At 73.4% G+C, this 24,985-nt stretch carries 26 protein-coding genes; 4 read left to right on the top strand and 22 right to left on the bottom strand.

The features are described 5' to 3' along the window. Positions 1–56: 56 nt before the first annotated feature. Positions 57–1,013 carry a hypothetical protein gene (locus ABD241_RS00710; protein WP_344057406.1) on the bottom strand — a complete coding sequence of 319 codons (957 nt, stop codon included), beginning with the start codon at positions 1,011–1,013 and terminating at the stop codon, positions 57–59. Further along, entirely contained in the window at positions 1,010–1,585 is a 576-nt protein-coding gene (locus ABD241_RS00705; RefSeq protein ID WP_344057650.1) for a sigma-70 family RNA polymerase sigma factor, read from the bottom strand. Before ABD241_RS00705 ends, ABD241_RS00710 begins: the two co-directional genes overlap by 4 nt. A gap of 376 nt (positions 1,586–1,961) precedes the next feature. Here ABD241_RS00705 and ABD241_RS00700 point away from each other — a divergent pair, with 376 nt between their 5' ends. Continuing rightward, complete coding sequence (locus ABD241_RS00700; protein ID WP_142183104.1) at positions 1,962–2,249, top strand: WhiB family transcriptional regulator; 288 nt, start codon at positions 1,962–1,964, stop codon at positions 2,247–2,249. A 171-nt stretch (positions 2,250–2,420) separates the two neighbouring features. On the opposite strand, the gene groL is transcribed toward ABD241_RS00700, so the two are convergent. Both groL and groES read right to left on the bottom strand, forming a co-directional pair. Next, complete coding sequence (gene groL, locus ABD241_RS00695; protein WP_344057403.1) at positions 2,421–4,034, bottom strand: chaperonin GroEL; 1,614 nt, start codon at positions 4,032–4,034, stop codon at positions 2,421–2,423. A gap of 114 nt (positions 4,035–4,148) precedes the next feature. Further along, complete coding sequence (groES, locus tag ABD241_RS00690) at positions 4,149–4,445, bottom strand: co-chaperone GroES (RefSeq protein WP_344057401.1); 297 nt, start codon at positions 4,443–4,445, stop codon at positions 4,149–4,151. 208 nt (positions 4,446–4,653) lie between these two features. Between groES and ABD241_RS00685 the strand changes: the two genes are divergently transcribed. Continuing rightward, positions 4,654–5,895 carry a class I SAM-dependent methyltransferase gene (locus ABD241_RS00685; RefSeq protein ID WP_344057399.1) on the top strand — a complete coding sequence of 414 codons (1,242 nt, stop codon included), beginning with the start codon at positions 4,654–4,656 and terminating at the stop codon, positions 5,893–5,895. Positions 5,896–6,077: 182 nt separating this feature from the next. On the opposite strand, the gene ABD241_RS00680 is transcribed toward ABD241_RS00685, so the two are convergent. The 5 genes from ABD241_RS00680 to ABD241_RS00660 form a co-directional block, all read right to left on the bottom strand. Then, positions 6,078–6,566, bottom strand: coding sequence for an SRPBCC family protein (locus tag ABD241_RS00680; RefSeq protein ID WP_344057397.1), 489 nt, complete (start codon positions 6,564–6,566; stop codon positions 6,078–6,080). Continuing rightward, positions 6,559–6,891, bottom strand: coding sequence for an ArsR/SmtB family transcription factor (locus tag ABD241_RS00675; protein ID WP_344057395.1), 333 nt, complete (start codon positions 6,889–6,891; stop codon positions 6,559–6,561). Before ABD241_RS00675 ends, ABD241_RS00680 begins: the two co-directional genes overlap by 8 nt. A 68-nt stretch (positions 6,892–6,959) precedes the next feature. Next, positions 6,960–7,790, bottom strand: a complete 831-nt coding sequence (locus ABD241_RS00670) for a PfkB family carbohydrate kinase (protein WP_344057393.1) — start codon at positions 7,788–7,790, stop codon at positions 6,960–6,962. Next, positions 7,790–8,779 (bottom strand): nucleoside hydrolase, encoded by a 990-nt coding sequence (locus ABD241_RS00665; RefSeq protein ID WP_344057391.1) that lies wholly within the window; start codon positions 8,777–8,779, stop codon positions 7,790–7,792. Before ABD241_RS00665 ends, ABD241_RS00670 begins: the two co-directional genes overlap by 1 nt. Then, positions 8,776–9,141, bottom strand: coding sequence for a hypothetical protein (locus ABD241_RS00660; protein WP_344057389.1), 366 nt, complete (start codon positions 9,139–9,141; stop codon positions 8,776–8,778). The genes ABD241_RS00665 and ABD241_RS00660 overlap by 4 nt, the downstream gene beginning before the upstream one ends. On the opposite strand from ABD241_RS00660, the gene ABD241_RS00655 reads away from it, so the two are divergent. After that, positions 9,140–10,165, top strand: coding sequence for a glycoside hydrolase family 3 N-terminal domain-containing protein (locus tag ABD241_RS00655; RefSeq protein WP_344057387.1), 1,026 nt, complete (start codon positions 9,140–9,142; stop codon positions 10,163–10,165). The two genes, ABD241_RS00660 and ABD241_RS00655, sit on opposite strands and share 2 nt — an antisense overlap. 421 nt (positions 10,166–10,586) lie before the next feature. On the opposite strand, the gene tsaD is transcribed toward ABD241_RS00655, so the two are convergent. From tsaD to glmS, 9 genes are all read right to left on the bottom strand, one after another. Next, positions 10,587–11,633, bottom strand: coding sequence for a tRNA (adenosine(37)-N6)-threonylcarbamoyltransferase complex transferase subunit TsaD (tsaD, locus tag ABD241_RS00650; RefSeq protein ID WP_344057385.1), 1,047 nt, complete (start codon positions 11,631–11,633; stop codon positions 10,587–10,589). After that, positions 11,630–12,127, bottom strand: coding sequence for a ribosomal protein S18-alanine N-acetyltransferase (gene rimI / locus ABD241_RS00645; protein WP_344057383.1), 498 nt, complete (start codon positions 12,125–12,127; stop codon positions 11,630–11,632). Before rimI ends, tsaD begins: the two co-directional genes overlap by 4 nt. Further along, positions 12,124–12,837: a tRNA (adenosine(37)-N6)-threonylcarbamoyltransferase complex dimerization subunit type 1 TsaB gene (tsaB, locus tag ABD241_RS00640; protein ID WP_344057381.1), complete on the bottom strand. Its 714-nt coding sequence runs from the start codon at positions 12,835–12,837 to the stop codon at positions 12,124–12,126. Before tsaB ends, rimI begins: the two co-directional genes overlap by 4 nt. Before the next feature lie 95 nt (positions 12,838–12,932). After that, positions 12,933–13,397: a tRNA (adenosine(37)-N6)-threonylcarbamoyltransferase complex ATPase subunit type 1 TsaE gene (gene tsaE / locus ABD241_RS00635; protein ID WP_344057379.1), complete on the bottom strand. Its 465-nt coding sequence runs from the start codon at positions 13,395–13,397 to the stop codon at positions 12,933–12,935. 3 nt (positions 13,398–13,400) lie between these two features. Beyond that, the gene (locus tag ABD241_RS00630; RefSeq protein ID WP_344057377.1) at positions 13,401–14,666 is read right to left on the bottom strand and encodes an alpha/beta fold hydrolase; all 1,266 of its coding nucleotides are present in this window, start codon (positions 14,664–14,666) and stop codon (positions 13,401–13,403) included. Beyond that, positions 14,663–15,883: an alanine racemase gene (gene alr / locus ABD241_RS00625; RefSeq protein ID WP_344057375.1), complete on the bottom strand. Its 1,221-nt coding sequence runs from the start codon at positions 15,881–15,883 to the stop codon at positions 14,663–14,665. The genes ABD241_RS00630 and alr overlap by 4 nt, the downstream gene beginning before the upstream one ends. A 69-nt stretch (positions 15,884–15,952) precedes the next feature. Beyond that, the gene (locus ABD241_RS00620; RefSeq protein WP_344057373.1) at positions 15,953–17,539 is read right to left on the bottom strand and encodes a bifunctional ADP-dependent NAD(P)H-hydrate dehydratase/NAD(P)H-hydrate epimerase; all 1,587 of its coding nucleotides are present in this window, start codon (positions 17,537–17,539) and stop codon (positions 15,953–15,955) included. Then, positions 17,539–17,889 (bottom strand): holo-ACP synthase, encoded by a 351-nt coding sequence (locus ABD241_RS00615; RefSeq protein WP_142183075.1) that lies wholly within the window; start codon positions 17,887–17,889, stop codon positions 17,539–17,541. The genes ABD241_RS00620 and ABD241_RS00615 overlap by 1 nt, the downstream gene beginning before the upstream one ends. Position 17,890: 1 nt before the next feature. Then, positions 17,891–19,750 (bottom strand): glutamine--fructose-6-phosphate transaminase (isomerizing), encoded by a 1,860-nt coding sequence (gene glmS, locus ABD241_RS00610; protein WP_344057369.1) that lies wholly within the window; start codon positions 19,748–19,750, stop codon positions 17,891–17,893. A gap of 63 nt (positions 19,751–19,813) precedes the next feature. Between glmS and coaA the strand changes: the two genes are divergently transcribed. Continuing rightward, positions 19,814–20,824: a type I pantothenate kinase gene (gene coaA / locus ABD241_RS00605; RefSeq protein ID WP_344057367.1), complete on the top strand. Its 1,011-nt coding sequence runs from the start codon at positions 19,814–19,816 to the stop codon at positions 20,822–20,824. A 91-nt stretch (positions 20,825–20,915) separates the two neighbouring features. Here coaA and ABD241_RS00600 read toward each other — a convergent pair whose 3' ends face one another. The 4 genes from ABD241_RS00600 to ABD241_RS00585 form a co-directional block, all read right to left on the bottom strand. Then, positions 20,916–21,755 carry an aggregation-promoting factor C-terminal-like domain-containing protein gene (locus ABD241_RS00600; protein WP_344057366.1) on the bottom strand — a complete coding sequence of 280 codons (840 nt, stop codon included), beginning with the start codon at positions 21,753–21,755 and terminating at the stop codon, positions 20,916–20,918. 308 nt (positions 21,756–22,063) lie between these two features. Next, positions 22,064–23,299, bottom strand: coding sequence for an RNA 5'-3' helicase PhoH2 (gene phoH2, locus ABD241_RS00595; RefSeq protein WP_425580643.1), 1,236 nt, complete (start codon positions 23,297–23,299; stop codon positions 22,064–22,066). Between the two features lie 423 nt (positions 23,300–23,722). Further along, complete coding sequence (locus ABD241_RS00590) at positions 23,723–24,292, bottom strand: hypothetical protein (RefSeq protein WP_344057362.1); 570 nt, start codon at positions 24,290–24,292, stop codon at positions 23,723–23,725. Continuing rightward, a complete protein-coding gene (locus ABD241_RS00585) occupies positions 24,289–24,948 on the bottom strand; it encodes a hypothetical protein (protein WP_344057360.1) in 660 nt (219 codons plus the stop codon). Before ABD241_RS00585 ends, ABD241_RS00590 begins: the two co-directional genes overlap by 4 nt. Positions 24,949–24,985: the final 37 nt, after the last annotated feature.

Genomic DNA, 24,985 nt, shown 5'->3' with positions numbered 1-24,985 from the left:
ACGGGCTCGCCCGACCGCCCCCGAACGGCCCCGGACGGCCCCGGACGGGCCAGGGCTCAGCGTCTGGTGGTGAGGGTGGGCGTGGCCGCACTCGTCGGCGAGGTGCTGCCGGCACCGGGCAACGCGACGGAGCGCTGCTTGGGCGCGGACGTCGGGCCGACCACGGTCTGGGACAGGGGCGCCGTGAGGGCAACCGCAGGGTCGGAGCCGACCGTCGGCGTCAGCGTGGGCGCGACCGTAGGTGTGGAACCGGTCGTCGGTCGCTTGCCGCCCTTGCTCGCCTTGGTCGCCGCGGGACTGCCGGGGCCCTTCCCGCCGGCGGCACCGTCGGTCCCGGCGATGCCACTGCCACCGCCGGTGGCCGGCTTCTTCGTCGTGCTCCCGGGTGCCGCGGTCCCTGACGGGTCGCCGCCGGGTGCGGCGGAGGGTCGGCCCTCCCCGGCCTTGTCGCCGCCCGGCTCCTTGCCACCGTGCTCGTCGCCTGCTGACGCGATGCCGGCCGAGAGTGCGCCCGGTGCCGCCGCGGCCGCAGGCAGCGCGGCCAGGACGACTCCCGCGCCCTGCCCAGCGGTCGCCGCGGCAGGCACGAGCACGATCGCCCCGTCGCCGCGCCGGGCCAGGACGAGCCCACGGGCATCGGTGCTCGCGGTGGTGCGCGGCAGGCCGAGCCGCGAGAGCAGCGCACTCGAGGCGTCGCTGCGGGCCGCCGCGTCCATCTCCTTGACGACCCGGGCCCTCTGCCCCGGTTCGGCGGCGTGGTGCGGGATCGTGACGGCCGCGGCCACACCGGCCCCGGAGGCCGCCACGACGAGGGCTGCGAAGGGGCCGAGGTAGCGGTGCGTCCTGCTCCTCCTGCGGCGCCCCGCGCGTACGGTCAGGGGCGTGTCGGCGTGGTCGGCGAGGGCTGCGAGCAGGCCGGCGACCGGCTCGGAGCCGGCAGGCTCGCGAGCCGCCAGCCGGTCGAGCATCAGGTCGTCGGCGAGGAGATCGCTCATCGGGATGAGGCGGCTCATGCCACGTCCCCCCTCTCGGCCTGGCTGATCATGGTTCTCAGCTTGCCCAGGGCCCGGTGCTGGGCCACGCGTACGGCCCCCGTGGACATCCCCAGCGCTGCGGCGGTCTCCTCGGTCGACATGCCGACGGCGACCCGGAGCGTGAGGATCTCGCGCTGCTGCCCCGGAAGCCGCTGCATGAGGGCCAGAGCCGTGGCTGCGTCGTCGCGCATGACGGCAACGGTCTCGGGTGACGGGGCGTCGTCCGGCCCGTCGGGGACGTCGGGCACGGGCGCGGGCCCGCGCATGGCCGCCCGCTGCGCGTCGACGAGCTTGCGGGAGATGATCGTGTAGACGAAGGCCTCGAAGGGCAGGCCACGCTCCTGGTAGGTCGGCAGAGCCGCGATGACGGCCATGCACACCTCCTGCGCGACGTCCTGGGCAGTGTCCTCGGCGCCGAAGCGACCGAGCCGGACGCGGGAGTACCTCACGGCCATGTCCCTGACCTGAGCCAGGAGCAGGTCACGAGAGAGCGGATCGCGCCCCGAGAGCGCTACCAGCTCCTTCAGCGACGGAGCGTCCACCCGCTCCATCGCACCGACGGCACCCGGCGTTACGCCCGTGCGCGTCGACCACCCGAGACCCATGTGAGTCCTCGTCCCCCCGAACTTGTCGTCTGCCGGCGAGCCGTGCCTCGCCGCCCTCGCTGTCCACTCGGGCCGAAGCCGATCGGAGTGGAGCCATGCTACTGCCGGCGGAAGTGCCGGATCGCGCACATCATGCCCGAAACATCCTCGTCGGAGAGCATGCCATCGCGATGGCAATTCTTGAACAAGTCCTTAAGAATCCGCTCTTTATCCGTGATCACGAGCGCGGTTAGCGTCGGATCCGCGGCCCGCACCCCTCTTTTCTGCACCGAGCGAGCCGGTACGACACGCGGGCACCCCCGCCCCACGGAGAGACGAGTTCATGGCCGAGATCACCCGCCTTCCCGGACCAGTTGCCGACCTGTGGGACTGGCAGCTGGACGGGGCCTGCCGCGGCGTCAGCCCCGAGGTCTTCTTCCACCCGGAGGGCGAGCGCGGCCCGCGCCGCCGCAACCGTGATGCGCAGGCCAAGGCCGTCTGCGCCGCCTGCCCAGTGGTGGCCCAGTGCCGCTCCCACGCTCTCGAGGTCCGAGAGCCCTACGGCGTCTGGGGCGGTCTCACCGAGGGCGAGCGCGAGCTGCTCTACGACGGCATCCAGGAGGCCTCCTGAGCTCATGCCGCCGGCCCCGCTCCATGGGTGGCCGTCGGCGCCCGCCTGACCCGCACCGGTCGCAACACGCCGCGGCCGCGCAGGACAGGACGAACGAGGGCCGCTCCCCGGTGGGGAGCGCCCCTCGTCGTGTGTCAGGCGCGTGGCGCCCGGCGAGACCTGCCGAGTGGGTCAGTGACCGTGCCCGTGGCCGTGGCCACCGGCCTCGGCGTCCTCCTCCGGCTTGTCGACGACGAGCGTGTCGGTCGTGAGGATCATCGACGCGATCGACTCCGCGTTGCGCAGCGCGGAGCGCGTCACCTTGACGGGGTCGATGACGCCGGCGCCGATCAGGTCGCCGTACTCGCCCGTCGCGGCGTTGAGGCCCTGGCCGAGCTCGAGCTCGGCGACCTTCGAGGTCACGACGTAGCCCTGGAGGCCGGCGTTCTCGGCGATCCAGCGCAGCGGCTCGGCGACGGCCTTGCGCACGATGGACGCGCCGGTGGCCTCGTCACCCGACAGCTCGAGCGCGTCGATGGCGGTCGCGGCGTGGATGAGAGCGGTGCCGCCGCCGGCGACGATGCCCTCCTCGATCGCGGCACGCGTCGCGGAGATCGCGTCCTCGATGCGGTGCTTCTTCTCCTTGAGCTCGACCTCGGTGTGGGCACCGACCTTGATGACGCAGACGCCACCGGCGAGCTTGGCGAGGCGCTCCTGGAGCTTCTCGCGGTCCCAGTCGGAGTCGGTGCGCTCGATCTCGGCCTTGATCTGGTGCACGCGGCCGGCGACCTCGGACTCCTCGCCGGCGCCGTCGATGATCGTCGTGTTGTCCTTGGTCAGCACGACGCGGCGGGCCTGGCCGAGGACCGTCAGGTCGGCCTGGTCGAGGCTGAGCCCCACCTCGGGGGCGATGACCTGGCCACCGGTGAGGACGGCGATGTCCTGGAGCATGGCCTTGCGGCGGTCGCCGAAGCCGGGGGCCTTGACGGCGGCCACGTTGAAGGTGCCGCGGATCTTGTTGACGACGAGCGTGGAGAGGGCCTCGCCCTCGACGTCCTCGGCGATGATGAGCAGCGGCTTGCCGGACTGCACGACCTTCTCGAGGACCGGCAGCACCTCGGCGACCGAGGAGATCTTGCCCTGGTTGATCAGGACGTAGGCGTCCTCGAGGACGGTCTCCATGCGCTCGGTGTCGGTGACGAAGTAGGCCGAGAGGTAGCCCTTGTCGAACTGCATGCCCTCGGTGAACTCGAGCTCGGTGGCGGTCGTCGAGGACTCCTCGACGGTGATGACGCCGTCCTTGCCGACCTTGTCGAAGGCCTCGCCGATCAGGCCGCCGAGCGTGGCGTCCTGCGCGGACAGGGTCGCGACGGACGCGATCTCGTCCTTGCCGTCGACCTCGCGGGCGTTCTCGAGCAGGCGGTCGTTGACCGCGGTCACGGCCTTGTCCATGCCGCGCTTGAGGGCGGCGGGGGCGGCGCCGGCGGCGACGTTGCGCAGGCCCTCCTTGACCATGGCCTGCGCGAGCACGGTCGCGGTCGTCGTGCCGTCACCGGCGACGTCGTTGGTCTTGGTCGCGACCTCCTTGGCGAGCTGGGCGCCGAGGTTCTCGTAGGGGTCCTCGAGCTCGATCTCGCGGGCGATGGTGACGCCGTCGTTGGTGATCGTGGGGGCGCCCCACTTCTTGTCGATGACGACGTTGCGGCCCTTCGGGCCGAGCGTCACCTTGACGGCGTTGGCGAGCGCGTCAACGCCGCGCTCGAGCGACTTGCGGGCGGAGTCGTCGAACTCCAGCTGCTTGGCCATGGTGTTCCTTTGGCTCGGGTTGCTTTGCGGTTGCGGTGCTTGAGGGAGAACGAGACGCACCCCGGGGAGACCCCAGCGGGGCTCACCGGGGTGCGGTCACGGCATACGGCTGGGTCAGCCGACGATGGCGAGGACGTCGCGCGCGGAGAGGATCAGGAACTCCTCACCGCCGTGCTTGACCTCGGTGCCGCCGTACTTGCTGAAGATGACCTTGTCGCCGACCTTGACGTCGAGCGGGACGCGCTCGGTGCCGCTGTCGCTGAAGCGACCGGGGCCCACGGCGACGACCTCGCCCTCCTGGGGCTTCTCCTTGGCCGTGTCCGGGATGACGAGACCCGAGGCAGTGGTCTGCTCGGCCTCGAGGGACTTGACGACGATGCGGTCTTCGAGCGGCTTGATGGAAACCGACACGGTGGTGACCTTCCCTTCGGGACAGTCGGAAACTGACGACGGACTGTGGGCTCTTCGAGGCTGGCCGCCGTCGCGGGGGTCGGCCTCCCTCGAGGAGGGCGCTGGCACTTTCGGCTCGAGAGTGCCAACAAGATGAAATCTAGGTTTGCGGTTAGCACTCGGTCAAGTCGAGTGCCAACACTCGTGGCCGCGCTGGCAGGATGGGCCCATGGACGCCGCGATGGTCGACCGGCTCGCCGCGGGCGAGGGGTGGGCCCTGCTCCAGTCGCTGCCTCCCTACGACGAGGCCACCTCCCTCCAGCTGCAGGACCGGCTGCGCGAGGCGGGCTTCGACGCCGACCTCGTGGCCGCCGCGATGACGCAGTCGCGGCTGCGCGCGCGAGCGGCCCCGAAGTTCGGCGACTTCGCCGCCGGGATGCTCTTCACCCCGGACGGGCTCGAGCAGTCGACACGCCTCGCGATCGCCGCCCGGCACGCGCAGCGGTATGCCGCCGCGGACGTCCGCGAGGTCTACGACCTCGGCTGCGGGCTGGGCGCGGACGCGATGGCCTTCTGCGGGCTCGACCTCCGCGTCCAGGCCGTCGACGCCGACGACGCGACGGCACGCATCGCTGCCGTCAACCTGCGCCACTGGCCGACGGCACGCGTACGTCACGCCCTCGCCGAGGACGTACGCCTCCCGCGCGGTGAGGCGGCACGCGACGTCGGCGTGTGGCTCGACCCGGCCCGTCGGGTCAGCGGCGTGGCCGACGCCCGCGGGCGCACGAAGCGGGTCTTCTCCCTCGACGCCATCTCCCCGCCGTGGTCGCAGGTCCTGGCCTTCGCCGACGAGCTGCCGGCGACCGGCGCCAAGCTCTCCCCCGCGTTCCCCCACGGGTCGGTGCCGCGCGGCGCCGAGGCGCAGTGGACGTCCTGGCAGGGCGAGGTGCTCGAGTGCGCCGTGTGGTGGGGGCCGCTCGTCGCCACCCCCGGGCGGACGGCGGCCGTGTGCACCGGCTCCACGACGTCGGTCGTCACCGAGGACGACGCGGCGGAGGGCATGCTCGAACCGGCCCTGGGGTCGGTGGCAGACGTCGGCGAGTGGCTCTACGAGCCGGACCGGGCGGTCATCCGGGCGGGGCTCACGGGGGCCCTCGTCTCGGCGGTGGAGGGCGCCGAGCTCGCGTCCGGCGTCGGCTACGTGACGAGCGGCGTCGCCCGCGAGGTGCCGTGGGCACGCCGCTTCCGGGTGCTCGAGGCCATGCCGCTGTCCACCAAGCGCCTCGCGCGGTGGCTGCGCGACCAGGGACACGACCGGGTCACCATCAAGAAGCGCGGTGTCACCCTCGACGCCGACGTGCTGCGCCGCCAGCTGAAGATGACCGGCCGCGGGAAGGGCGGCTCGGAGGCGACCCTCGTGCTGACCCGCATCGGAGGCGGCCAGGTCGCCCTCGTGGTCACGCCCGCCTGACTTCTGTCTCCCCCGCCTCGGCCGGGCGACCGCGACGCCCGCCGACGCTCGCGGCGTGGAGCGTCGGCGGGCGGTCCCGAGCCACGTGCCGTCCCAGCGCACGCTGCCCGCCACCGATGCCGCTCGCGGCAACGGACGTCACGGTCCTCAGCATGACCGGCTCCGCTAGGCGGAGGTCCGGCTCAGCGGTCAGCGGCATACAGCTCGTGGAGAGCGCTCCAGGTGGCGTCCCAGTCGGGCAGGGGGTCACCGGCCACGTCGGCCGCGAGCCGGCGGACGTACGTGTCCCAGCCTGCGGCGTACCCGGCCGCCTGCGCCGCACCGAGTCGCTCGTGGCGCAGGACGAGCCTCGCTCCATCACCGTCGGACGAAACGTCGGCGGTGACGCGGGTCTCGACGGCGCCGATCGGCCATTCCCACACCAGCAGGTGCGGTGGTTCGCACGACACGACCCGGCACCGCGGGGTGTCCGCGTCGTCGAAGTGGACGGTGAAGGCGCCGCCCTCGCGCAGGTCGCCCGAGACGGGGGCGAACCAGCGGGCGAGGCGCTCGGGATCGGTGCAGGCCTGCCACAGGTCGTCCTGCGACGTCGAGTAGCGCCGGTCGAAGACGACGGCCACGCCCTTGCCCGCCTGCTCGATGCGTCCCAACACGTGCGTCAGCTCAGTCATCGCTGCTCCTTCGTCGGGCCCGCTGCCCGCGGGCGATCTCGGTGTCGAGGGCGTCGAGGCGCTGCCCCCAGAACGTGCGCACGTCCTGGCACCACTGCTCGATCTCGTCGAGGGCGCCGGGAGCCAGACGGTAGACGCGGCGCTGCCCCACGGCCTCGGCCGCGACGACTCCGGCCTCGCGCAGCACCCGCAGGTGCCTCGAGATCCCCGGCCGGGCGGTGTCGAACAGGGCGGCCACCTCGCCCACCGTCAGCTCCTCGCGGGCGAGGTGCTCGACGATGACGCGCCGCGTCGGGTCGGTCAGCGCCTCCCAGGTACCGGTCACCGGCCCAGCGTAACGCCCAGGTTACGTAACTGAGAAGGTACACATCGCCGCCACCCGGAGCTCGGCGGTCAGAGGGCGGCGTCGGGCTGGGCGCCCACCCAGCGGACGGCGGCGGCCCCGGCTCGGTTGGCCGCCTCGAGCGCAGCACGGTCGTCGGCCCCGTCGGCGAGCGCCGCCGCCAGCGCCCCGCAGAACGCGTCACCGGCGCCGACCGTGTCGCCGAGGTCGCGCTTCGCGACGGGTATGCCGTCGACGCCCTCCAGCCCCCAGCGCGCGCCGGCTGCCCCGAAGGTCACGAGCAACGACTGCGGGATGAGCCCGGAGTCCGCGAGGGCGCGCATCTCGGACTCGTTGACCACCACGGGGTCGGCCAGGGCGACGACGTCGGCCGGCAGGGCGGCATACGGAGCGAGGTTGAGCACGACCCGCGCTCCCGCTCGGTGGGCGGCGCGGGCGGCGTCGGCCACGGTCTCGAGGGGGACCTCGAGCGAGCACAGGAGCACGTCGCCGCGGCGCAGGCTGCTCGCGTGCTCGACGAGGGCCCGGTCGCGCTCACCGTTGGCGCCCGCCACGACGATGATCGAGTTCTCGCCCTGCTCGTCGACGGTGATGAAGGCGGTGCCGGTAGGAGCGGTGCTGCTCACGGACACGGCGTTCGTGTCGACGCCGAGCGTCACGAGGCGGTCGAGGTAGGCGCGGCCGGGTCCGTCGTCGCCCACGCGCGCGAGCACGGCCACGTCGGCGCCGGCGCGGGCCGCCGCGACCGCCTGGTTGCCGCCCTTTCCGCCGGCGAACGTGCCGCCCGCCTCGCCGAGCAGCGTCTCGCCGGGCAGGGGGTGGCGTTCCACGAGGGTGACGACGTCGACGTTGAGGGAGCCGAGCACGACGACGCGGCCCATCAGCGCTCCCCCAGGCGTCCGAGGAGCGTGTCGGCCCAGAGCCTCGCGTAGCGCGGGCCGTCGACCTCGAGGGCCACGTCGATGCGGACGGGAGCCTCGCCGTGCGGGTCGTGCGCCAGGTCGCCGCTCCAGTCGCGGCGGTCGACGATGGTGCGCCCGCGTGACCACGTGCCGGCGAGCTCGACCCGCAGCGGCAGCGTCTGCGTCTTCAGCCCCGCCCGGTCGACGACCGCGCACACGGCGCCGGCGTCACCGATGGTCGAGGCGTCCCGGCCGAAGCGCTGGTTCTGGAAGGCGAGCAGCCGGCCGCCGAGCTCGGCGGGGCCCCGGCCACCGACGGCGAGCAGCTCGTCGACGACCTCGGCGCCGACGACGGGCTCGTAGAAGACGTCGAGGCCGTACATCGTGACCGGGATGCCCAGGTCGGCCGCCGCGTCCAGGGTGACTGCCGCCGCCTCGGGGTCGTGGAAGACGTTGAACTCCGCAGAGGCGGTGGCGTTCCCGACGTTCGCCGCGCCACCCATGAAGACGATCTCCGAGATCCCCTGTGCCGCGTCGGGATAGGTGCGCAGCAGCAGCGCGATGTTCGTCAGCGGCGCGAGGGGCATGAGCGTCACGGGCCGGTCCGACTCGGCGGCCTCACGGCACACGTCCCTCAGCAGCTCCACGGCGTGCCGCCGGTCGGCGGCCATCGCGGCCGGGCCCCAGCCGAGGTCGGCCATGCCGTCCTCGCCGTGGACGTGGCGAGCGTCCACCGGCGCCTCGAGCAGCGGCCGCTCCGCGCCCCGGGCCACCGGCACGTCCGTTCGTCCGGCGGTCTCGAGGACGAGCAGCGTGTTGCGCACGACGTCGTCGACGGGAGCGTTGCCGCCGACGCACGAGACGGCCCGCAGGTCGAGTCCGGGGTGCAGGGCGGCGAGGAGCAGGGCGCACGCGTCGTCGACTCCGGTGTCGACGTCGAGCACGACCGGGATCGGTTGGGTCGTCACAGCGGCAACGTACCGGGTGGGCACGCCTGCCCGAGCGGCACCACGGGCCCGCGCACCCTGACGGGATAGGCTCGAACGATGCGCCAGAGCCCCAGCCGACGCGACCGCCTCACCCCCGTCGTGACGGCCGTCCTCGTGGCGGCCGCGACCTCGCTGGCCGCGGCCTGCACCTCCGGGCCCAACCCCCGCGCCTCCTCGACGACCGCGACGCCACGACCCTCGACGACGCAGCTGCCCACGAGCCCCCCGAGCTCCAGCACCACCTCGACGCCCTCCGCGTCGGCGTCCTCCGCCCGCTCCACACCGACCGCCGGCACGCCCGCCGCGCCGTCCTCGTGCGCGCCGGCCATCGTCTCGCGCATGAGCCCGAGCGAGCGGGCCGGACAGCTGCTCATGGTCGGGCTCGGGAGCGACACGAGCCGCACCAGCCTCGACGCCCTCGTGACCGGCCGCCACCTCGGCGGGGTCATCCTCCTGGGCGGCTGGACCGGCGGCAGCGACTCCGTGCGCACCACGACGCGCCACCTCGCCGGCCTGGCGTCCAAGGCCGACACGGCCGGCCTCGGGCTGCTCCTCGCGGCCGACCAGGAGGGAGGAGCGGTGCAACAGCTGCGCGGGCCCGGCTTCAGCCGTATGCCGTCCGCCCGCGTCCAGGACCAGGGCTCCCCCTCGAACCTGACCGCCGACGCGACGCGTTGGGGGGCCGAGCTGCGCCGGGCGGGCATCAACGTCAACCTCGCGCCCGTGGCCGACACGGTGCCCACCTCCGTCGGGCGCGCCAACGGGCCCATCGGGCAGTACGACCGGCAGTTCTCCAGCAATCCCGAGCGTGTGTCCACGATGGTCGGCGCCTTCCTCGCCGGCATGCGGGCCGGCGGCGTCGCCGCCACCGTCAAGCACTTCCCCGGGATCGGGCGGATCACCGGCAACACCGACGTCACCTCGAGCGGCATCACGGACGGCACGACGACGGTCGACGACCCCTACCTCGAGCCGTTCCGCACCGGCATCCAGGACGGTGTGGAGCTCGTCATGGTCGGCTCGGCGATCTACAGCCGCATCGACCCCGGCACCAACGCCGTCTTCTCCAGGCGCATCGTCACCGACCTGCTCCGCGACCGCCTCTCCTACGACGGCGTCGTCATCACCGACGACGTGGGCGCCGCCAGGTCCGTGGCCGCCGTGCCGGTCGGCGAGCGAGCCACCCGCTTCATCGAGGCCGGCGGCGACATCACCCTCACCGCCCGCCCCAGCACCGTCCCCGCCATGCACGACGCCATCACCACCAAGGCGAAGTCCAGCCCCGCCTTCGCCAAGCAGGTCCAGGCCGCCACCACGCGAGTCGTCGACCTCAAGCTCCGAAGGGGCCTGGCCACCTGCCCCTGAGCGACACGAGCAGCCGAAACCGCGCCACGGCGCACTTGAGTGCGTAGTCGGCCCCAGGTCGCGGCCGAAACCGCGCCAGGGCGCACTTCAGTGTGTCGCCGGCCCCAGATCGCGGCCGAAACCGCGCCACGGCGCACTTGCGTGTATCACCTGCCCCAGATCGCGGCCGAAACCGCGCCATGGCGCACATGCGCGTGTCGCCTGCCCCAGACCGCGGCCGAAACCGCGCCACGGCGCAATTTACGGGTTGCCGAGCAGCGGAGCGAGCGTGCAGGGCAGAGGAGGGCGCACGAGCGGGAGAGCGGCATCGGCAGCCGGCCCACGGCATACGCAGCCGAACAGCGCGCTGGTACGGCCGGCTGACGCTCCAGCCGCGAGGCCGTTCGGGCGCCCGACGGCCCCAGCCCAGCGGGCTCGAGACCTAAGCCTGGACCAGAGTCACCGGCATCGACGAGTCGGTGGGAAGACCGAGGTCGCTCGGCTCGCGCCCCTTCGCCACCATCTGTGCCCCCAGCGCCGCGACCATGGCCCCGTTGTCGGTGCACAGCCCGGGGCGCGGCACCCGCAGTGTCACGCCGGCCTTGTCGCACCGCTCCTGGGCGAGCGCGCGCAGGCGCGAGTTGGCGGCGACGCCGCCGCCGATCAGCAGGTGGTCGACGTCGTTCTCCCTGCAGGCGAGGAGCGCCTTGCGGGTGAGGACGTCGACGACCGCCTCCTGGAAGCTCGCGGCCACGTCGGCGACCGGGACGGTCTCGCCGGCGCGCTGCCGCGTCTCGACCCACCGTGAGACGGCCGTCTTGAGGCCTGAGAAGGAGAAGTCGAAGCGGTGTCGCTCGAGGTCGCGGCCTGTGGTGAGGCCGCGCGGGAAGTCGATGGCGACCCGGTTGCCCTCTCGCGCAGCTCGGTCCACGTGCGGGCCGCCGGGGAACGGCAGGCCGAGGACGCGGGCGACCTTGTCGAACGCCTCCCCGGCGGCGTCGTCCATCGTGGAGCCGAGCGAGCGTACGTCGTTGGTGACGTCGGGGACGAGGAGAAGGGAGGAGTGTCCCCCGGAGACGAGCATCGCCATGGTCGGCTCGGGCAGCGGGCCGTGCTCGACGATGTCGACGGCCACGTGCGAGGCCAGGTGGTTGACGCCGTAGATCGGCTTGCCGAGGGCCAGCGCCAGCGCCTTGGCAGAGGCGACCCCGACCAGGAGTGCGCCGGCGAGGCCGGGACCCGACGTGACGGAGATGGCGTCGAGGTCGCGCAGCGAGACTCCTGCCTCGCGGCAGGCGCGCTCGATCGTCGGCACCATGGCCTCGAGGTGGGCACGGCTCGCGACCTCCGGGACGACGCCACCGAAGCGGGCGTGCTCGTCGACGCTGCTGGCGACCGTGTCGACGAGCAGGGTCTGCCCGCGGACGATGCCGACGCCCGTCTCGTCGCAGGAGGTCTCGATGCCGAGGACGAGGGGCTCGTCGCTCATGCGTCTCCCTTCGTGAGGAGCAGGCGCATCACGAGCGCGTCCACGTCCCCGGGTTGGTAGTAGCGGCGGCGTACCGAGATGACCTCGAAGCCGGCACGGTCGTAGAGGCGGCGGGCAGCGTCGTTGTCGGCGCGCACCTCGAGGAGCACCGCGTCGGCGGCCCGGTCGGCCGCCCGGCGGAGCAGCTCGGTGAGCAGCACCCGGCCGACGCCGCGCCCCCGGTGGGCGGGTGCGACGGCGATGGTCATGACGTCGGCCACGTCGCCCGCGACGTCGAGACCGGCATACCCGGCGATGGTCCCGTCGGCGGCGGTGGCGACGACGTAGTCGCGACGCGGGCGGCCGGCGAGCTCGGCCCACCACGTCTGCTCGGACCACGCGTCGTGCGCGAAGAGGTGCTGCTCGAGCTCGGCGAGACTGGACAGGTCGGTCCACTCGAGGTCACGCAGCGCCACCCCGTCGGCGGTGTGCGCACGAGGCTCCACGACGGTCATCCGAGGGTCGACTTTGCCGCGGCCGGAGCGGGCGACACGTCGGGGCGGCGCAGGTAGAGCGGTTCGAGGCCGTCGAAGCCGTCACCGGGGTCGACGCGCTGCAGCGGGCCGTCCGCGGCGCCGGGCGTCTCGCGCAGGCGGCGGACCGCGAGGTCGGCGAGCGCTCCCCCGCTGACGTCGAGCGGTGGCAGCGAGTGCGGCAGCGCCTCACCGTAGAGCGAGGGACCGCGCCCCGCCGTGGGCAGGGACCGCAGCTCCTCGGGGAGGTCCGCGGCCCGGGAGACCAGCGGGTCGCCCACGCGCTCGGCCCGTTCGGCGCCGAGAACGTAGGCGGCGGCATACACCTCCTTGCGGCGGGCGTCGGTCGCGACGAGCAGGTGCCCGCGGTGGCCACCCAGCCAGGCCTCGTGCGCGATGGCGTCGAGGCTGGTGAGCCCCCGCACCGGCACTCCGAGGGCGAAGGCGAAGGTGCGGGCGCTGACGATGCCGACGCGCAGCCCGGTGAACGGCCCGGGGCCGATGCCGACGACGACGTCGGTGACGTCGGCGGGCTCGGCGCCCACGTGCGCCAGCGCCCCGCCGATGCCGGGGGCGAGGTGCTCGGCGTGCGCCCGCGCGTCGAGCGTGGTGACCTCCGCGACGACCGAGGTGCCGTCGTGCAGGCCGACGGTGATGGCGGTCGTGGAGGTGTCGATGGCGAGCAGGAGCACGACGGTCAGGCTATCCGAGCACGCGGCGGGGCCCCGAACCCGAGGGTCCAGGGGTATGCCGCGGGGCGAGAGCGGCGGATCGGCCGGCGGGCAGGTCAGCGGGCGGGTGCGACCGCGTCGAGGACGGCGTCCCACCGGTCGCCCACGCCGACGAGACGCGCGGTGCGGACGTCGTCGCCGACGATCGTCAGCTCGAGCCGCGACTCGGTCAGCTGCTCGGCGAGCCCTGCTCCCCACTCGACGACGGTGACGCTCTCGTCGAGGTCGGCGTCGAGGTCGAGGTCGTCGAGCTCGAGCGCCGAGCCGAGCCGGTACGCGTCGACGTGCACGAGCGACGGACCGTCGACGAGCGACGGGTGCACCCGCGCGATGACGAACGTCGGCGAGGTGATGGGGCCGCGCACCCCGAGGCCTTCGGCGATGCCCTGCGTGAGCGTCGTCTTGCCCGCGCCCAGGTCGCCCGTGAGCACGAGGACGTCACCGCCGCGCAGCAGGGCCCCGAGCCGACGGCCGAAGTCCTGGGTGTCGTCGGTCGTGGCCCACCGGACCTCACGCACCACCGGTCACGCTCCCTTGCGGCGGCTCGACCGCGGGCGGCCTCGCCTGCCGCGTCGCGCCCGGGCGAGCTCGGCGGCCTCCTTCTCGAGGCGCTTGAGGCGACGGTTCTTCGACACGTCGGTGACGACGCGGCGCACCCGCGGCTGCTTGGCCACGTCGACCTGCTGGGCACGGGCCCGGGCCGACTGGTCGACGAGCTGGACGAGGTGGGCGCCCAGCAGGTCGGGGTGCTCGAGCATGATCACGTGGCCGGCGTCGTTGACGACGATGTGCTCGGCGCCGGGGATGCCCTCGACGATGAGCTCGCTGTGCGCGGGCGGGGTGAGGATGTCCTCGCGGCCGTTGAAGACGAGCACGACGGCGTGCTGGAACTCCGAGAGCGCCGGCCGCTTGTCGAAGCCGTCGAAGGTGCGGAGGTAGTCGTTGACGACGTCCAGTGGGGTGCTCAGCAGGATGTCGGCGGTGTAGCGCACCACCGAGCGCGGCACCGGCGAGGCGAACGAGTTCTGCTCGACCATGAAGTGCTCGAGGTCGCGGGCGACCCGGCGGACCCTCGTGACGAGCTCGGGGCGCTGGGCGAGGGAGGCGAGGACACCGGGGCCCAGCCGCTCGAGCATCAGGCGGCCGAAGGTCGCGACCCGGCCGCCGTTGGCGAGCATGAGGCCGCCGGCGCTCGTGGCGATGAACCCTGCGCCGACGACACGGTCGACGACGAGCTGGCGGTGCTGCTCGCCCAGGGCGAGCATCGTCATGCCACCCATCGAGTGGCCGACGAGCACGATGTCGCCCTCTGGCACCAGCTGCGCGATCACCTGGTGCAGGTCCTCGCCGAGCCGCTCGATCGTGTAGCTGTCCTTCTCGCCGCGGCCGGAGCGTCCGTGGCCGCGCTGGTCCCAGCTGACGACTCGGTAGCCGGCGGCCTTGAGGGCGCGACGCTGGTAGACCCAGCAGCGCAGGCTCAGGCAGTAGCCGTGCGTCAGGACGACGGTCGGCAGCTCCTCCGCGCGGCCGTTGCGCGTGGCACCCTCGGCGGCCGCGCGCGCGGCGTCCGGCTCGGGCAGGTCGACCTCGACGTGGATGGTGACGCCGTCGTCGGTCACGACGACGTGCTCCTCGTCCGGGGTGATGTCGAGCAGCTCCGGGGTCTCGAGAGCCGCCATCGCGGCGCGGTGCTTGCCCGCGCGGTCGGCGGCGATGCCGGCAGCGACGCCGGCGGCAACGCCCAGTGAGGCAGCGGCGATGCCGAGGACCGGGTTGCGGCGCGGGCTCATGCCCCGCCCTCCGGCCCGCCGACGTAGAGCCTCGGCACCCGCGCCCCCAGCCGGGTGACGATCTCGTAGCTGATGGTGTCGGTGGCGTCGGCCCAGTCCTGCGCGGTGGGCTCGCCGGGCGCGCCGCCGAAGAGGGTCACGATGTCGCCGGCGCGGGCCCGGGACCCGGGGCCGAGGTCGAGGACGAACTGGTCCATGCAGACCCGGCCGGCGATGGTCGTGCGGCGACCCTCGGCGAGCACGGGGCCGACGTTGCTGGCGTTGCGGGGCACGCCGTCGGCGTACCCGGCGGGCACGAGGCCCACGACCGTGTCGACCGTCGGCGCGTACGCGTGGCCGTAGCTGATGCCCTGCCCCGCGGGCAGTGCCTTGACCAGGGCCAGCCGGGCCCGGAGCGTCATGGCCGGTCGCAGCCCGAAGTCGTCGTCGACCTGCGGGACCGGCGTCAGGCCGTAGATGGCGATGCCGGGCCGCACGAGGTCGGCATGGGCGGACGGGTGCACGAGCGTGGCCGCCGAGTTGGCGAGGTGGCGCACCTCGAGGCGCAGCCCGGCGCGCTCGGCCTCGGCGACGGCCTCGAAGAAGCGGTCCTGCTGGGCCAGCACGGTGGGGTGCTCGGGCGAGTCGGCGTGCGCGAAGTGCGTCCAGGCGCCGACGACGCGGACGACGCCCTCGGCCTCCAGGACACGGGCATGCTGGACGAGCACCGACCAGTCCGCGCCGTAGGCGCCGCCGCGGCCGAGCCCGGTGTCGACCTTGAGGTGCACCCGCGCGGTGCGGCCCACGGCAGCCGCGGCCGCGGCGATCTCGTCGAGGACCCACGGCGCCGAGGCGGACAGGTCGATGTCGCGGGAGACGGCACCGGCGAAGTCCGATCCGGGGACGCTGAGCCAGGTCAGCAGGCGCGTCGCGATGCCGGCGTCCCGCAGCGCGAACGCCTCGGCGAACTGTGCCGTCCCGAGCCAGGTGGCGCCGCCACGCAGCGCGGCGCGAGCCACCGGCAGCAGGCCGTGCCCGTAGGCGTCGGCCTTGACGACCGCCATGAGCTCCGACGAGGGGGCCAGCGCCCGCAGGGTGCGCACGTTGTGCTCGACCGCGGCCAGGTCGATCTCGGCCCACACGGTCAGGCCCCGGGTCTCCGGCTCGTCGCGGACCGTGGCGGGGGCGGTGGCAGGCGTGGCCGCCGGTCCGGCGTCGGGGACGTCGATCTGGCTCATGCGTGCAGTCTCGCAGTTCGTCGGGGTGGTCCGGGAACGGGGCTCGGCAGCCGAGAGGCCGCGGCCGGCTCAGCCCGGAGCGGACCGTCCCCTGGCCAGCAGGTCGCGCACCGTCGGGCGTAGGCCGTGGGCCACCGCGAGCGCCCGCAGCGGGCCCCCGCCCGAGGCGCGGTCAGCAGCGACCCCGTGCACGAGAGCCCCGAGCGACGCGGCGTCGTGCGGTGCGAGGCCCGAGGCGAGCAGCGCGCCGATCACGCCGGAGAGCACGTCGCCGGCGCCGGCGGTGGCGAGCCACGACGGGGCGTCGGCCTGCGAGCGGACGGGCTCGCCCTCGGTGACGACGAGGGTCGTGGCGCCCTTGAGCAGGACGGTGGCGCCGGTCAAGGCTGCGAGCCGGCGGGCGTGGCCCAGCGGGTCTGCCTTGACGTCGTCGGCGGTGGTTTCCGCACCGCGCGCGGGACCGGTGACGGGACGTTCGCCGCGGTCACGGTCTGCTGTGGCCCCGGAACCGCCCTGGGTCCCGTCGTCCGTCCCCGCGGACCGGCCCTCGAGGCGGGTCAGCAGCCGGGCCAGCTCGCCGGCGTGCGGGGTCAGGACCGTCGGCGCACCGCGCCGGCCCTCGACCAGCGCGAGGCCGCCGGCGTCCACGACGACCGGCAGGTCGCTGCCGAGGGCGGCACGCGCGGCGTCGAGCTGCTCGCGGGCGCGCTCGTCGTCGGCGTCGGTGTCGAGCCCGGGGCCGACGACCCAGGCCTGCACGCGACCCTCCCCCACGACCGCCTCGGGCACCGCCTGGTGGACCAGGCCCACGGGCGTCGGCGTGCCGACGTAGCGCAGCATCCCCACGCCGGCTTCGGCAGCGGCCGTCGTGCACAGCACGGCTGCGCCCGGGTAGGCCTCGCTGCCGGCGACGACGCCGAGAACGCCGCGGGAGTACTTGTCGTCGCCGCGGCCGGGCACGGGCCACAGCGTCGTGACGTCGTCCCACGTCAACCGCTCGACGGCAGCCGGGACGTCGTCGACCTCGATGCCGATGTCCACGACCGTGAGCCGGCCCGTGGCGGCCTCGCCGGCCGGCAGCAGGTGCACCGGCTTCGGGGTGCCGAAGGTGACGGTCTCGTCGGCCCAGACCGCGTCGTCCTCGCCGGACTCGCCGGCGGGGTCGAGACCGCTGGCCAGGTCGACGGCGATGACCCAGGCGTCGTCGTCGATCGCGTCGACGAGTCGGGCCGCCTCCGGGCGCAGCCCGGGTCGTCCGCCGATGCCGACGATGCCGTCGAGCACCAGGGCGGCCTCGGCAACCGCCTCCACCGCGTCCTCAGGGTCTTCCGCGGCCACGTGCACCAGCGCGCCTGCGGACTCGGCGGCGCGCAACCCGGCCGCGTGGACGCCCGAACGGCCCGCGGACGGGACGAGCACCGCCGCGGAGGCGAAGCCGGACTCGGCGAGCTGCGCGACGGCATACAGCGTGTCGCCGCCGTTGTCGCCCGCCCCGACGAGGCCGACGACCGTGGTGCCCTCCACGTCGGCGAGCCGGGCGGCGGCGACCTCGGCGAGTCCGTGCGCGGCCCGCGACATCAGCTCGCCCTCGGGGAGCCGGGCCATGGCAGCGGCCTCGGCGGCGCGTACGGCCTCGACGGAATGTGCCCGGATCATCAGCCCTCCGCGATGACGACGGCCGACGCCACACCGGCGTCGTGGGACAGGGACAGGTGCAGCGAGTCGACGCCCAGGTCGTTGGCCCGGGCCTGGACGGTCCCCCCGATCTCGAGGAAGGGCCGTCCGTCGTCGTTCGTCACGACGCGCGCATCGGTCCAGTGCAGGCCCACCGGGGCCCCGAGAGCCTTGGCGAGCGCCTCCTTGGCCGCGAACCGTGCGGCGAGCGAGGCGATACCGAGCGATCGCTCCTCGGGCGTGAAGAGTCGTTCGCGCAGCGCCGGGGTGCGCTCGAGGGTGCCCTCGAAGCGTGCGATGTCGACGACGTCGATCCCGACCCCGACGATCACGTCACTCGACCGTGACCGACTTGGCGAGGTTGCGCGGCTGGTCGACGTCGAGGCCCTTGGCCGTGGACAGCCACAGCGCGAACACCTGCAGCGGCACGACCGTGAGCAGCGGCGCGAGCAGGGGGGACGTCGCGGGCACCCGGATCACCTCGTCGGCGAACGGCTCGACCGCCTCGTCCCCCTCCTCGGCGATGACGAGCGTGCGGGCCCCGCGGGCACGGATCTCCTGGATGTTGGAGACGACCTTGCCGTGGAGGCCGTGCTCGCTCGTCGGCGACGGCACGACGACGAAGACGGGCTGCCCGGGCTCGATGAGCGCGATGGGGCCGTGCTTGAGCTCACCGGCCGCGAAGCCCTCGGCGTGGATGTAGGCGAGCTCCTTGAGCTTGAGGGCGCCCTCCATCGCGATCGGGTAGCCGACGTGCCGGCCGAGGAAGAGCACCGAGCGGGTGTCGGCCATGAACTTGGCGATCTCCTGGACGCGGCCCATCCGGCCCAGCAGCGTCTCGATCTTGGCCGGGACCTCGCTCAGCTCCTTCATGACCGACTGCGCGTCGTCGGCGAACGAGCCGCCGCGCAGCTGCGCCAGGTAGAGCCCCAGGACGTAGCAGGCGGTGATCTGGGCGAGGAAGGCCTTGGTCGAGGCGACGGCGATCTCGGGTCCGGCGTGCGTGTAGAGCACGGCGTCGGACTCGCGCGGGATCGTCGAGCCGTGGGTGTTGCACACCGACACCGTGATCGCGCCGAGCTCGCGGGCGTGCTTGACGGCCATGAGGGTGTCCATCGTCTCCCCCGACTGGCTGATCGAGACCACGAGGGTGCGCTCGTTGACGATGGGGTCGCAGTAGCGGAACTCGTGCGCCAGCGCGACCTCGACGGGGATCCGCGTCCAGTGCTCGATGGCGTACTTGGCGACCATGCCGGCGTACGCGGCCGTGCCGCAGGCGACGATCGTGATGCGGTCGACGGCCTTGAGCTGCTCCTCGGAGATGCTCATCTCGTCGAGGACGAGCCGGCCGTCGGCGTCGGTGCGGCCGAGCAGGGTGTCGGCCACCGCATGGGGCTGGTCGTGGATCTCCTTCTCCATGAAGGTCGCGTAGCCACCCTTCTCGGCTGCCGCGGCGTCCCACGTGACCTCGTACGCCTTGCCCTCGGCGGGCGTGCCGTCGAAGCCCACGACGGTGGCGCCGTCGGGCGTGATGGTGACGATCTGGTCCTGCGCGAGCTCGAGCGCGTGGCGGGTGTGGCCGATGAAGGCGGCGACGTCGGAGCCGAGGTAGTTCGCGTCGTCACCCAGGCCGACGACGAGCGGGCTGTTGCGACGCGCGCCCACGACGACGCCCGGCTGGTCGGCGTGGATGGCCAGGAGGGTGAAGGCGCCCTCGAGCTCGGCGACGACCGTGCGCATGGCGGCGGTCAGGTCGTGCTCGCGGTCGTACGCCGCGGCGACGAGGTGGGCCACGACCTCGGTGTCGGTCTCGCTGGCGAACTCGACCCCGTCGGCCAGCAGGCCCTGCTTGAGGGCGTGGAAGTTCTCGATGATGCCGTTGTGGATGAGCGCGAGCTTGCCGTCGCGACCGCCCCGGTGGGGGTGGGCGTTCTGGTCGGTGGGCCCGCCGTGCGTGGCCCAGCGGGTGTGCCCGATGCCGGTCGTCGACGGGGGCATCGGGTCGGCCTCGAGCTCCGCGACGAGGTTGGCGAGCTTGCCGGACTTCTTGCGGGTCTCGACGTGGTCGCCGTCGAGGAGCGCCACCCCCGCAGAGTCGTAGCCGCGGTACTCGAGACGGGCCAGGCCCTCCATGACGACGTCCAGCGCCGTGGCGTCACTCGAGCGTCCGACGTATCCAACGATTCCGCACATGGAGAGCAGCCTAAGGGAACGCGCGCGGGGTCAACGCCACGCACGGTGGCGCCGTCCGCAACAATGGCGCACGTGTCGGAGCCATCCACCGGAACCGGCGGGAGCGGCGTCGATGTCACCAACGGCAGCAACGGCACCGTCATCCCGTCCCCCTACATCGAGCTCGACCGGGCCGCGTGGTCCCGGTTGCGCGAGAACCACCCCCTCAACCTCGACGACGCCGACCTGACGCGCCTGCGCGGCCTCGGCGACCCGGTGGACCTGCAGGAGGTCGAGGAGGTCTACCTGCCGCTGTCGCGCCTGCTGAACTTCTACGTCGGCGCCACCCGCCAGCTGCACCAGGTGACGAGCGACTTCCTCGGTGAGCGCCCGGCCCGCACGCCGTTCGTCATCGGCGTGGCCGGCTCGGTGGCCGTCGGCAAGTCGACGACCGCGCGCGTGCTGCGCGAGATGCTGGCGCGCTGGCCCGACACGCCCCGGGTGGCCCTCGTGACGACCGACGGCTTCCTGCTGCCCAACGCCGAGCTCGAGGCCCGCGGGCTGCTGCACCGCAAGGGTTTCCCGGAGTCCTACGACCGCCGGGCGCTGCTGCGCTTCGTGGCCGAGATCAAGTCCGGTCGGGCCGAGGTGAGCGCACCCGTCTACTCGCACCTGTCCTACGACATCGTCCCGGGCGAGCGCATCGTCGTGCGCCAGCCCGACGTGCTGATCGTCGAGGGCCTCAACGTGCTCCAGGCGCCGGAGAACCACCCGGTGCGCGGCACCGGCCTCGCCGTGAGCGACTTCTTCGACTTCTCCGTCTACGTCGACGCGTGGGTCGACGACGTGCGCAAGTGGTACGTCGAGCGGTTCCTGCGCCTGCGCGAGACGGCGTTCTCGGACCCGGACTCGTACTTCCACCGGTATGCCGCCCTGTCCGACGAGGAGGCCGTCGCGACCGCCAACCGGATCTGGCGCGAGATCAACGGCCCCAACCTCGTCGAGAACATCCTGCCGACGCGCTCGCGCGCCACCCTGGTGCTCTCCAAGGGCGAGAACCACGCGGTCCGCCGCGTGCGCCTGCGCAAGATCTAGGACGTGCGTATGCCGTGTGGCCGGCTCCCAGCGGAGCCGGCCACACGGCATACGGCGTCGGTGTCGGCGTCGGTGTCGGCGTCGGTGTCGGTCAGTACCAGTGCGGCGAGCGCGCCTGCCACGTGGACCAGGCGTTGCACGGGTTGCCGTAGGACATCTCGATGTACCAGAGGCCCCACTTGATCTGGGTCAGCGGGTTGGTGCGGTAGTCGGCACCGAACTGGGCCATCTTGCTCGCCGGCAGGGACTGCGGGATGCCGTAGGCACCGGAGCTCGCGTTGGTGGCGGACCAGCGCCAGTCGCTCTCGCCGTTCCACAGGTTGACGAGGCAGTTGTACTGCGCGTCGCTCGACCAGCCGTGGTCGGCCATCAGGATCCGCGCGGCCGACTGCGGGTCGTTCTTGGCGTTGTCGATGACGCGCTGGCGGGCCTGGTCGCGGGCCGCCTTCTCGGCGGCCGCCCGGGCCTTCTCGGCCTGCTGCGCGGCCGCGAGCTTCTGCTTGGCCTCGAGCTCCTTGGCGGTGCGCGAACCCGTCGCGGCGATCGCGGTGCGGCGCTCGTTGCGGGAGACGGAGGCGGCGGCGCGATAGGTGGTGTCGACGGTGGACGCGCGGGCCAACTCGTCGGTCTGCGCGACGACGCCGTTGCCGACGACGAAGGCTGCCGTGTCGGCGCCGATCAGGTCGTTGGCCTTGGCGTAGGCGAAGCCGGAGGCGCCGAGGCCGAGGGCCAGAGCGCCGGCGAGGATCGGCCGTCCGAAGTGTCGCTTGCGGGGGGTCGACCGGCCGTGCCGGACGCTGCCTGCGCCGCTCGTCGCCTGTGCTGCCTGTCCGTGGCCCCTGCCGGATCGAGCCGCGGGGGTTGCGCGGTTGGAGCGGGGAGCGGTCGAGGGGACCGGTGCGCTGCGGTGCCGGCCTTCATACCGTGCCATGAACAGAGCTCACGCCTTCCTTGGGTCTAGGGGGTCCGGCGCGCGGGAGGACGCGGGCGGTGGCCCGTCGCCGGCCGCGCCGGACGTGTTTCGGGAGACCGTCGCGGTCGCGCTCGCACCCCAGTCGAGCGTTACCGTTCCGAGATCTCCCAGCGACACACGGTGCCATCGAATGCGGGAAGGGGCAAATCGGCGTCCACAGGTGCGCGTGGCGCAGAGCGGGCTGAGCCTACCTTCGGGTAACGGCAGCGGCGGCCCCCGGGCCGAGCCGGGGACCGCCGCCTGTCACGACCGGGGCGAGGTGCAGGTCACATCTCGATGCCCTCGAGCAGGTCGGTGACCAGGGCCGCGATGGGGCTGCGCTCGCTGCGGGTCAGGGTCACGTGCGCGAAGAGCGGGTGGCCCTTGAGCTTCTCGATGACGGCGGCCACCCCGTCGTGCCGCCCCACCCGCAGGTTGTCGCGCTGGGCGACGTCGTGGGTGAGGACCACCTTGCTGTTCTGGCCGATGCGGCTCAGGACGGTCAGGAGCACGTTGCGCTCGAGCGACTGCGCCTCGTCGACGATGACGAAGGCGTCGTGCAGGGACCGGCCGCGGATGTGGGTCAGCGGCAGCACCTCGAGCAGGCCCCGGTCCATGACCTCCTCGACGACCTCGGTGGAGACCAGCGCGCTGAGGGTGTCGAAGACCGCCTGTCCCCACGGGTTCATCTTCTCCTGCTCGGTGCCGGGCAGGTAGCCGAGCTCCTGGCCGCCGACGGCGAAGAGGGGTCGGAAGACGAGGACCTTGCGCTGGATGCGCCGCTCCATCACCGACTCGAGGCCGGCGCACAGGGCGAGGGCCGACTTGCCGGTGCCCGCACGACCTCCGAGGCTGACGATGCCCACGTCGGGGTCGAGGAGCAGGTCGAGGGCGATGCGCTGCTCGGCGCTGCGGCCGTGCAGGCCGAAGGCGTCACGGTCGCCGCGCACCAGCCGGATCTGCTTGTCGGCGCCGACCCGCCCCAGACCGCTTCCCCGCGGCGAGAGCAGGACGAGACCGGTGTGGCACGGCAGCTCGGCCGCGCCGGCGTGCTCGATGCGCCCTCGGTCGTAGAGCTGGTCCAGCTCCTCGGCCGCCAGCTCGAGCTCGGCCAGGCCGGTCCAGCCGGTGTCGACGCCCTGCTCGTGGCGGTACTCCTCCGCCTCGAGACCGCAGGCCGAGGCCTTGACGCGCATCGGCAGGTCCTTGGAGACGATCGTGACGTCCGCGCCCTCGTTGGCGAGGTTGCGGGCCACGGCCAGGATGCGGGTGTCGTTGTCGCCGAGACGGAAACCGGCCGGCAGCGAGGAGGGATCGGTGTGGTTCAGCTCGACCCGCAGCGTGCCGCCGTCGGTCCCGACGGGGACGGGCTGGTCGAGCCGGCCCTCGCTGACCCGCAGGTCGTCGAGCAGCCGCAGCGCCTGCCGGGCGAAGTAGCCGAGCTCCGGGTGGTGGCGCTTTCCCTCCAGCTCGGTGACGACGACGACCGGGAGCACGACCTCGTGCTCGGCGAAACGCAGCATCGCGCGCGGGTCGGAGAGGAGGACGGAGGTGTCGAGGACGTACGTCTTGTGCTCGGGCTCACGCGCGCGTGCCGTCGTGCGCGTGGCGGGCGTCGTGCTGTCTGCGGTGGCGCGTGTGGAGGCCGCGGCCGGCTTGGTGGTCGTGCTGGCGGGGTCCGACGTGACCTGACGGGTCGTACGTGCCATGTGCCACTCCCTACGCGGCGCGCGCTGCGCGCCTAGTCGCTCCCGAGGTGCCGGGCGGCCACCAGAGGGTGGCGTGGTGCCCGGCCCTCCGTCCTGAGCGATAGCTCCATGGGTGGGCCTCCTGGCAGCGAGGGACGGGTGTCCTTCGCTGAGACGACGGTACGACTCACCACCGACGGTGCGCAGGATTGACGCGTGTCCGGTCCACGTGTCGCACCGGCGTCCAGCCGCTGCAGCTCAGCGACCCGGTCGACGGGTGCGGCCGGCGGCCATGGCCCCGACGACGGCGGCGAAGAGGCCCAGCAGCGCGATCACGACCACACCACCGGCGCTCGTGGGCGTCTCACCCGTGACGGCGCGCCGGAGGGCCAGCACCATGACGACGGTCACGAGCGCGCACACGGCCACGAGGAGCCAGCGGCCGAAGCGGGCCGCGGCCGAGCCGTTCCCGAACGCGCTGCCGACGTTGGCGCCGGAGCCCACCGCCGCCGCCAGCGGGTCGATGCCGGGGTGGCGCCGCCGCCACGCGCGGCGCGCCAGTCCCATGCGCACGACGACGGCACCGATCAGCACGAACGCGATGCCGACGCCCAGCCGGGCCGCCCGCGCCTGGTCACCCCCGAACAGGCCGTAGGCCAGGCCGAAGAGGCCGATCCCCCCGAGGAGCGAGCCGAGCACGACGGTCGTGCCGATGCCGACGGGACCGAGGGGCCGGGCCGGGTCGTCGAGCCACGCGTACGGCGGCGGGTCGGTCTGGTCCGGCCCCAGGGTCGTCGGACGTCCGGCGGGCGGCGTGGGAACGCTCATGCGGGCGCCCCCGGCAGCAGCTGCTCGAGCTCGCGGGCCAGGGTCTCGCCGGCGACCGGGCGCTGCTCCCCGTCGATCGTGTCCGAGACCGTCCAGCCGGCACCGTCGGCCCGGAAGTAGCGGGCTCCGACGCTTCCCTCGAGCGTGCGGGTCTCGATGGCGAACCGGCCGGTGCCGTGCGCGCTGCGGAGCTGCTCGAGCGCGCGAGCCAGCACCTCGGCAGGCCGGTCGACGGCGTTGCTGAGACCCACGAACCAGGTGCCGAGGCTGCGGGGCTGTAGCAGCGCGACGATGTCGCCGTCCTCGATGACGACGATGAGGTCGCCGGTGTCGCCGTCGCGCACGCTGATACCGCTCCAGCGCCTCCCCCGGGCGAAGACCGTCTCCAGCACGGCCGCCTCGCCGCGGCTCACGGCCCGGTCGCCCTGCGGGTGCGCGAGGCCACGGGCCAGGAGGGAGGCCACCGCCGCCGCGCCCACAACCTCGTCGGTGGGCGCGGCGTCGAACCCGAGCGACGCGACCGACATCCGTGAGCTGTCGGTGGCGTGCCGGCCCAGCAGGTAACGGATCTCGGCCCAGCCGAAGCCGTAGACGTCGTCGGGCAGCGGCACGCGAGCCAGGTCGGAACCGGCCAGCGGATCAGTGGAGATGGACATCGAGGTGCTCCTTCGTCGGTCCCTGTGGCACGTGGCC

Source organism: Terrabacter lapilli (assembly GCF_039531305.1).
Classification (GTDB): domain Bacteria; phylum Actinomycetota; class Actinomycetes; order Actinomycetales; family Dermatophilaceae; genus Terrabacter; species Terrabacter lapilli.
Note: the sequence above shows the minus strand (reverse complement) of the source record. Positions and strands in the feature narration are given on the sequence as shown.

What these genes read in the sequence shown, in the direction of transcription:
- ABD241_RS00710 (WP_344057406.1), bottom strand. Translation starts at nt 1,013, where the DNA reads ATGAGCCGCCTCATCCCGATGAGCGATCTCCTCGCCGACGACCTGATG.
- ABD241_RS00705 (WP_344057650.1), bottom strand. Translation starts at nt 1,585, where the DNA reads ATGGAGCGGGTGGACGCTCCGTCGCTGAAGGAGCTGGTAGCGCTCTCG.
- ABD241_RS00700 (WP_142183104.1), top strand. Translation starts at nt 1,962, where the DNA reads ATGGCCGAGATCACCCGCCTTCCCGGACCAGTTGCCGACCTGTGGGAC.
- groL (WP_344057403.1), bottom strand. Translation starts at nt 4,034, where the DNA reads ATGGCCAAGCAGCTGGAGTTCGACGACTCCGCCCGCAAGTCGCTCGAG.
- ABD241_RS00685 (WP_344057399.1), top strand. Translation starts at nt 4,654, where the DNA reads ATGGACGCCGCGATGGTCGACCGGCTCGCCGCGGGCGAGGGGTGGGCC.
- ABD241_RS00680 (WP_344057397.1), bottom strand. Translation starts at nt 6,566, where the DNA reads ATGACTGAGCTGACGCACGTGTTGGGACGCATCGAGCAGGCGGGCAAG.
- ABD241_RS00670 (WP_344057393.1), bottom strand. Translation starts at nt 7,790, where the DNA reads ATGGGCCGCGTCGTCGTGCTCGGCTCCCTCAACGTCGACGTCGTCACC.
- ABD241_RS00655 (WP_344057387.1), top strand. Translation starts at nt 9,140, where the DNA reads ATGAGCCCGAGCGAGCGGGCCGGACAGCTGCTCATGGTCGGGCTCGGG.
- ABD241_RS00660 (WP_344057389.1), bottom strand. Translation starts at nt 9,141, where the DNA reads ATGCGCGAGACGATGGCCGGCGCGCACGAGGACGGCGCGGCGGGCGTG.
- tsaD (WP_344057385.1), bottom strand. Translation starts at nt 11,633, where the DNA reads ATGAGCGACGAGCCCCTCGTCCTCGGCATCGAGACCTCCTGCGACGAG.
- rimI (WP_344057383.1), bottom strand. Translation starts at nt 12,127, where the DNA reads ATGACCGTCGTGGAGCCTCGTGCGCACACCGCCGACGGGGTGGCGCTG.
- ABD241_RS00630 (WP_344057377.1), bottom strand. Translation starts at nt 14,666, where the DNA reads ATGAGCCCGCGCCGCAACCCGGTCCTCGGCATCGCCGCTGCCTCACTG.
- alr (WP_344057375.1), bottom strand. Translation starts at nt 15,883, where the DNA reads ATGAGCCAGATCGACGTCCCCGACGCCGGACCGGCGGCCACGCCTGCC.
- ABD241_RS00620 (WP_344057373.1), bottom strand. Translation starts at nt 17,539, where the DNA reads ATGATCCGGGCACATTCCGTCGAGGCCGTACGCGCCGCCGAGGCCGCT.
- glmS (WP_344057369.1), bottom strand. Translation starts at nt 19,750, where the DNA reads ATGTGCGGAATCGTTGGATACGTCGGACGCTCGAGTGACGCCACGGCG.
- coaA (WP_344057367.1), top strand. Translation starts at nt 19,814, where the DNA reads ATGGCGCACGTGTCGGAGCCATCCACCGGAACCGGCGGGAGCGGCGTC.
- ABD241_RS00600 (WP_344057366.1), bottom strand. Translation starts at nt 21,755, where the DNA reads ATGGCACGGTATGAAGGCCGGCACCGCAGCGCACCGGTCCCCTCGACC.
- phoH2 (WP_425580643.1), bottom strand. Translation starts at nt 23,299, where the DNA reads ATGCTGCGTTTCGCCGAGCACGAGGTCGTGCTCCCGGTCGTCGTCGTC.
- ABD241_RS00590 (WP_344057362.1), bottom strand. Translation starts at nt 24,292, where the DNA reads ATGAGCGTTCCCACGCCGCCCGCCGGACGTCCGACGACCCTGGGGCCG.
- ABD241_RS00585 (WP_344057360.1), bottom strand. Translation starts at nt 24,948, where the DNA reads ATGTCCATCTCCACTGATCCGCTGGCCGGTTCCGACCTGGCTCGCGTG.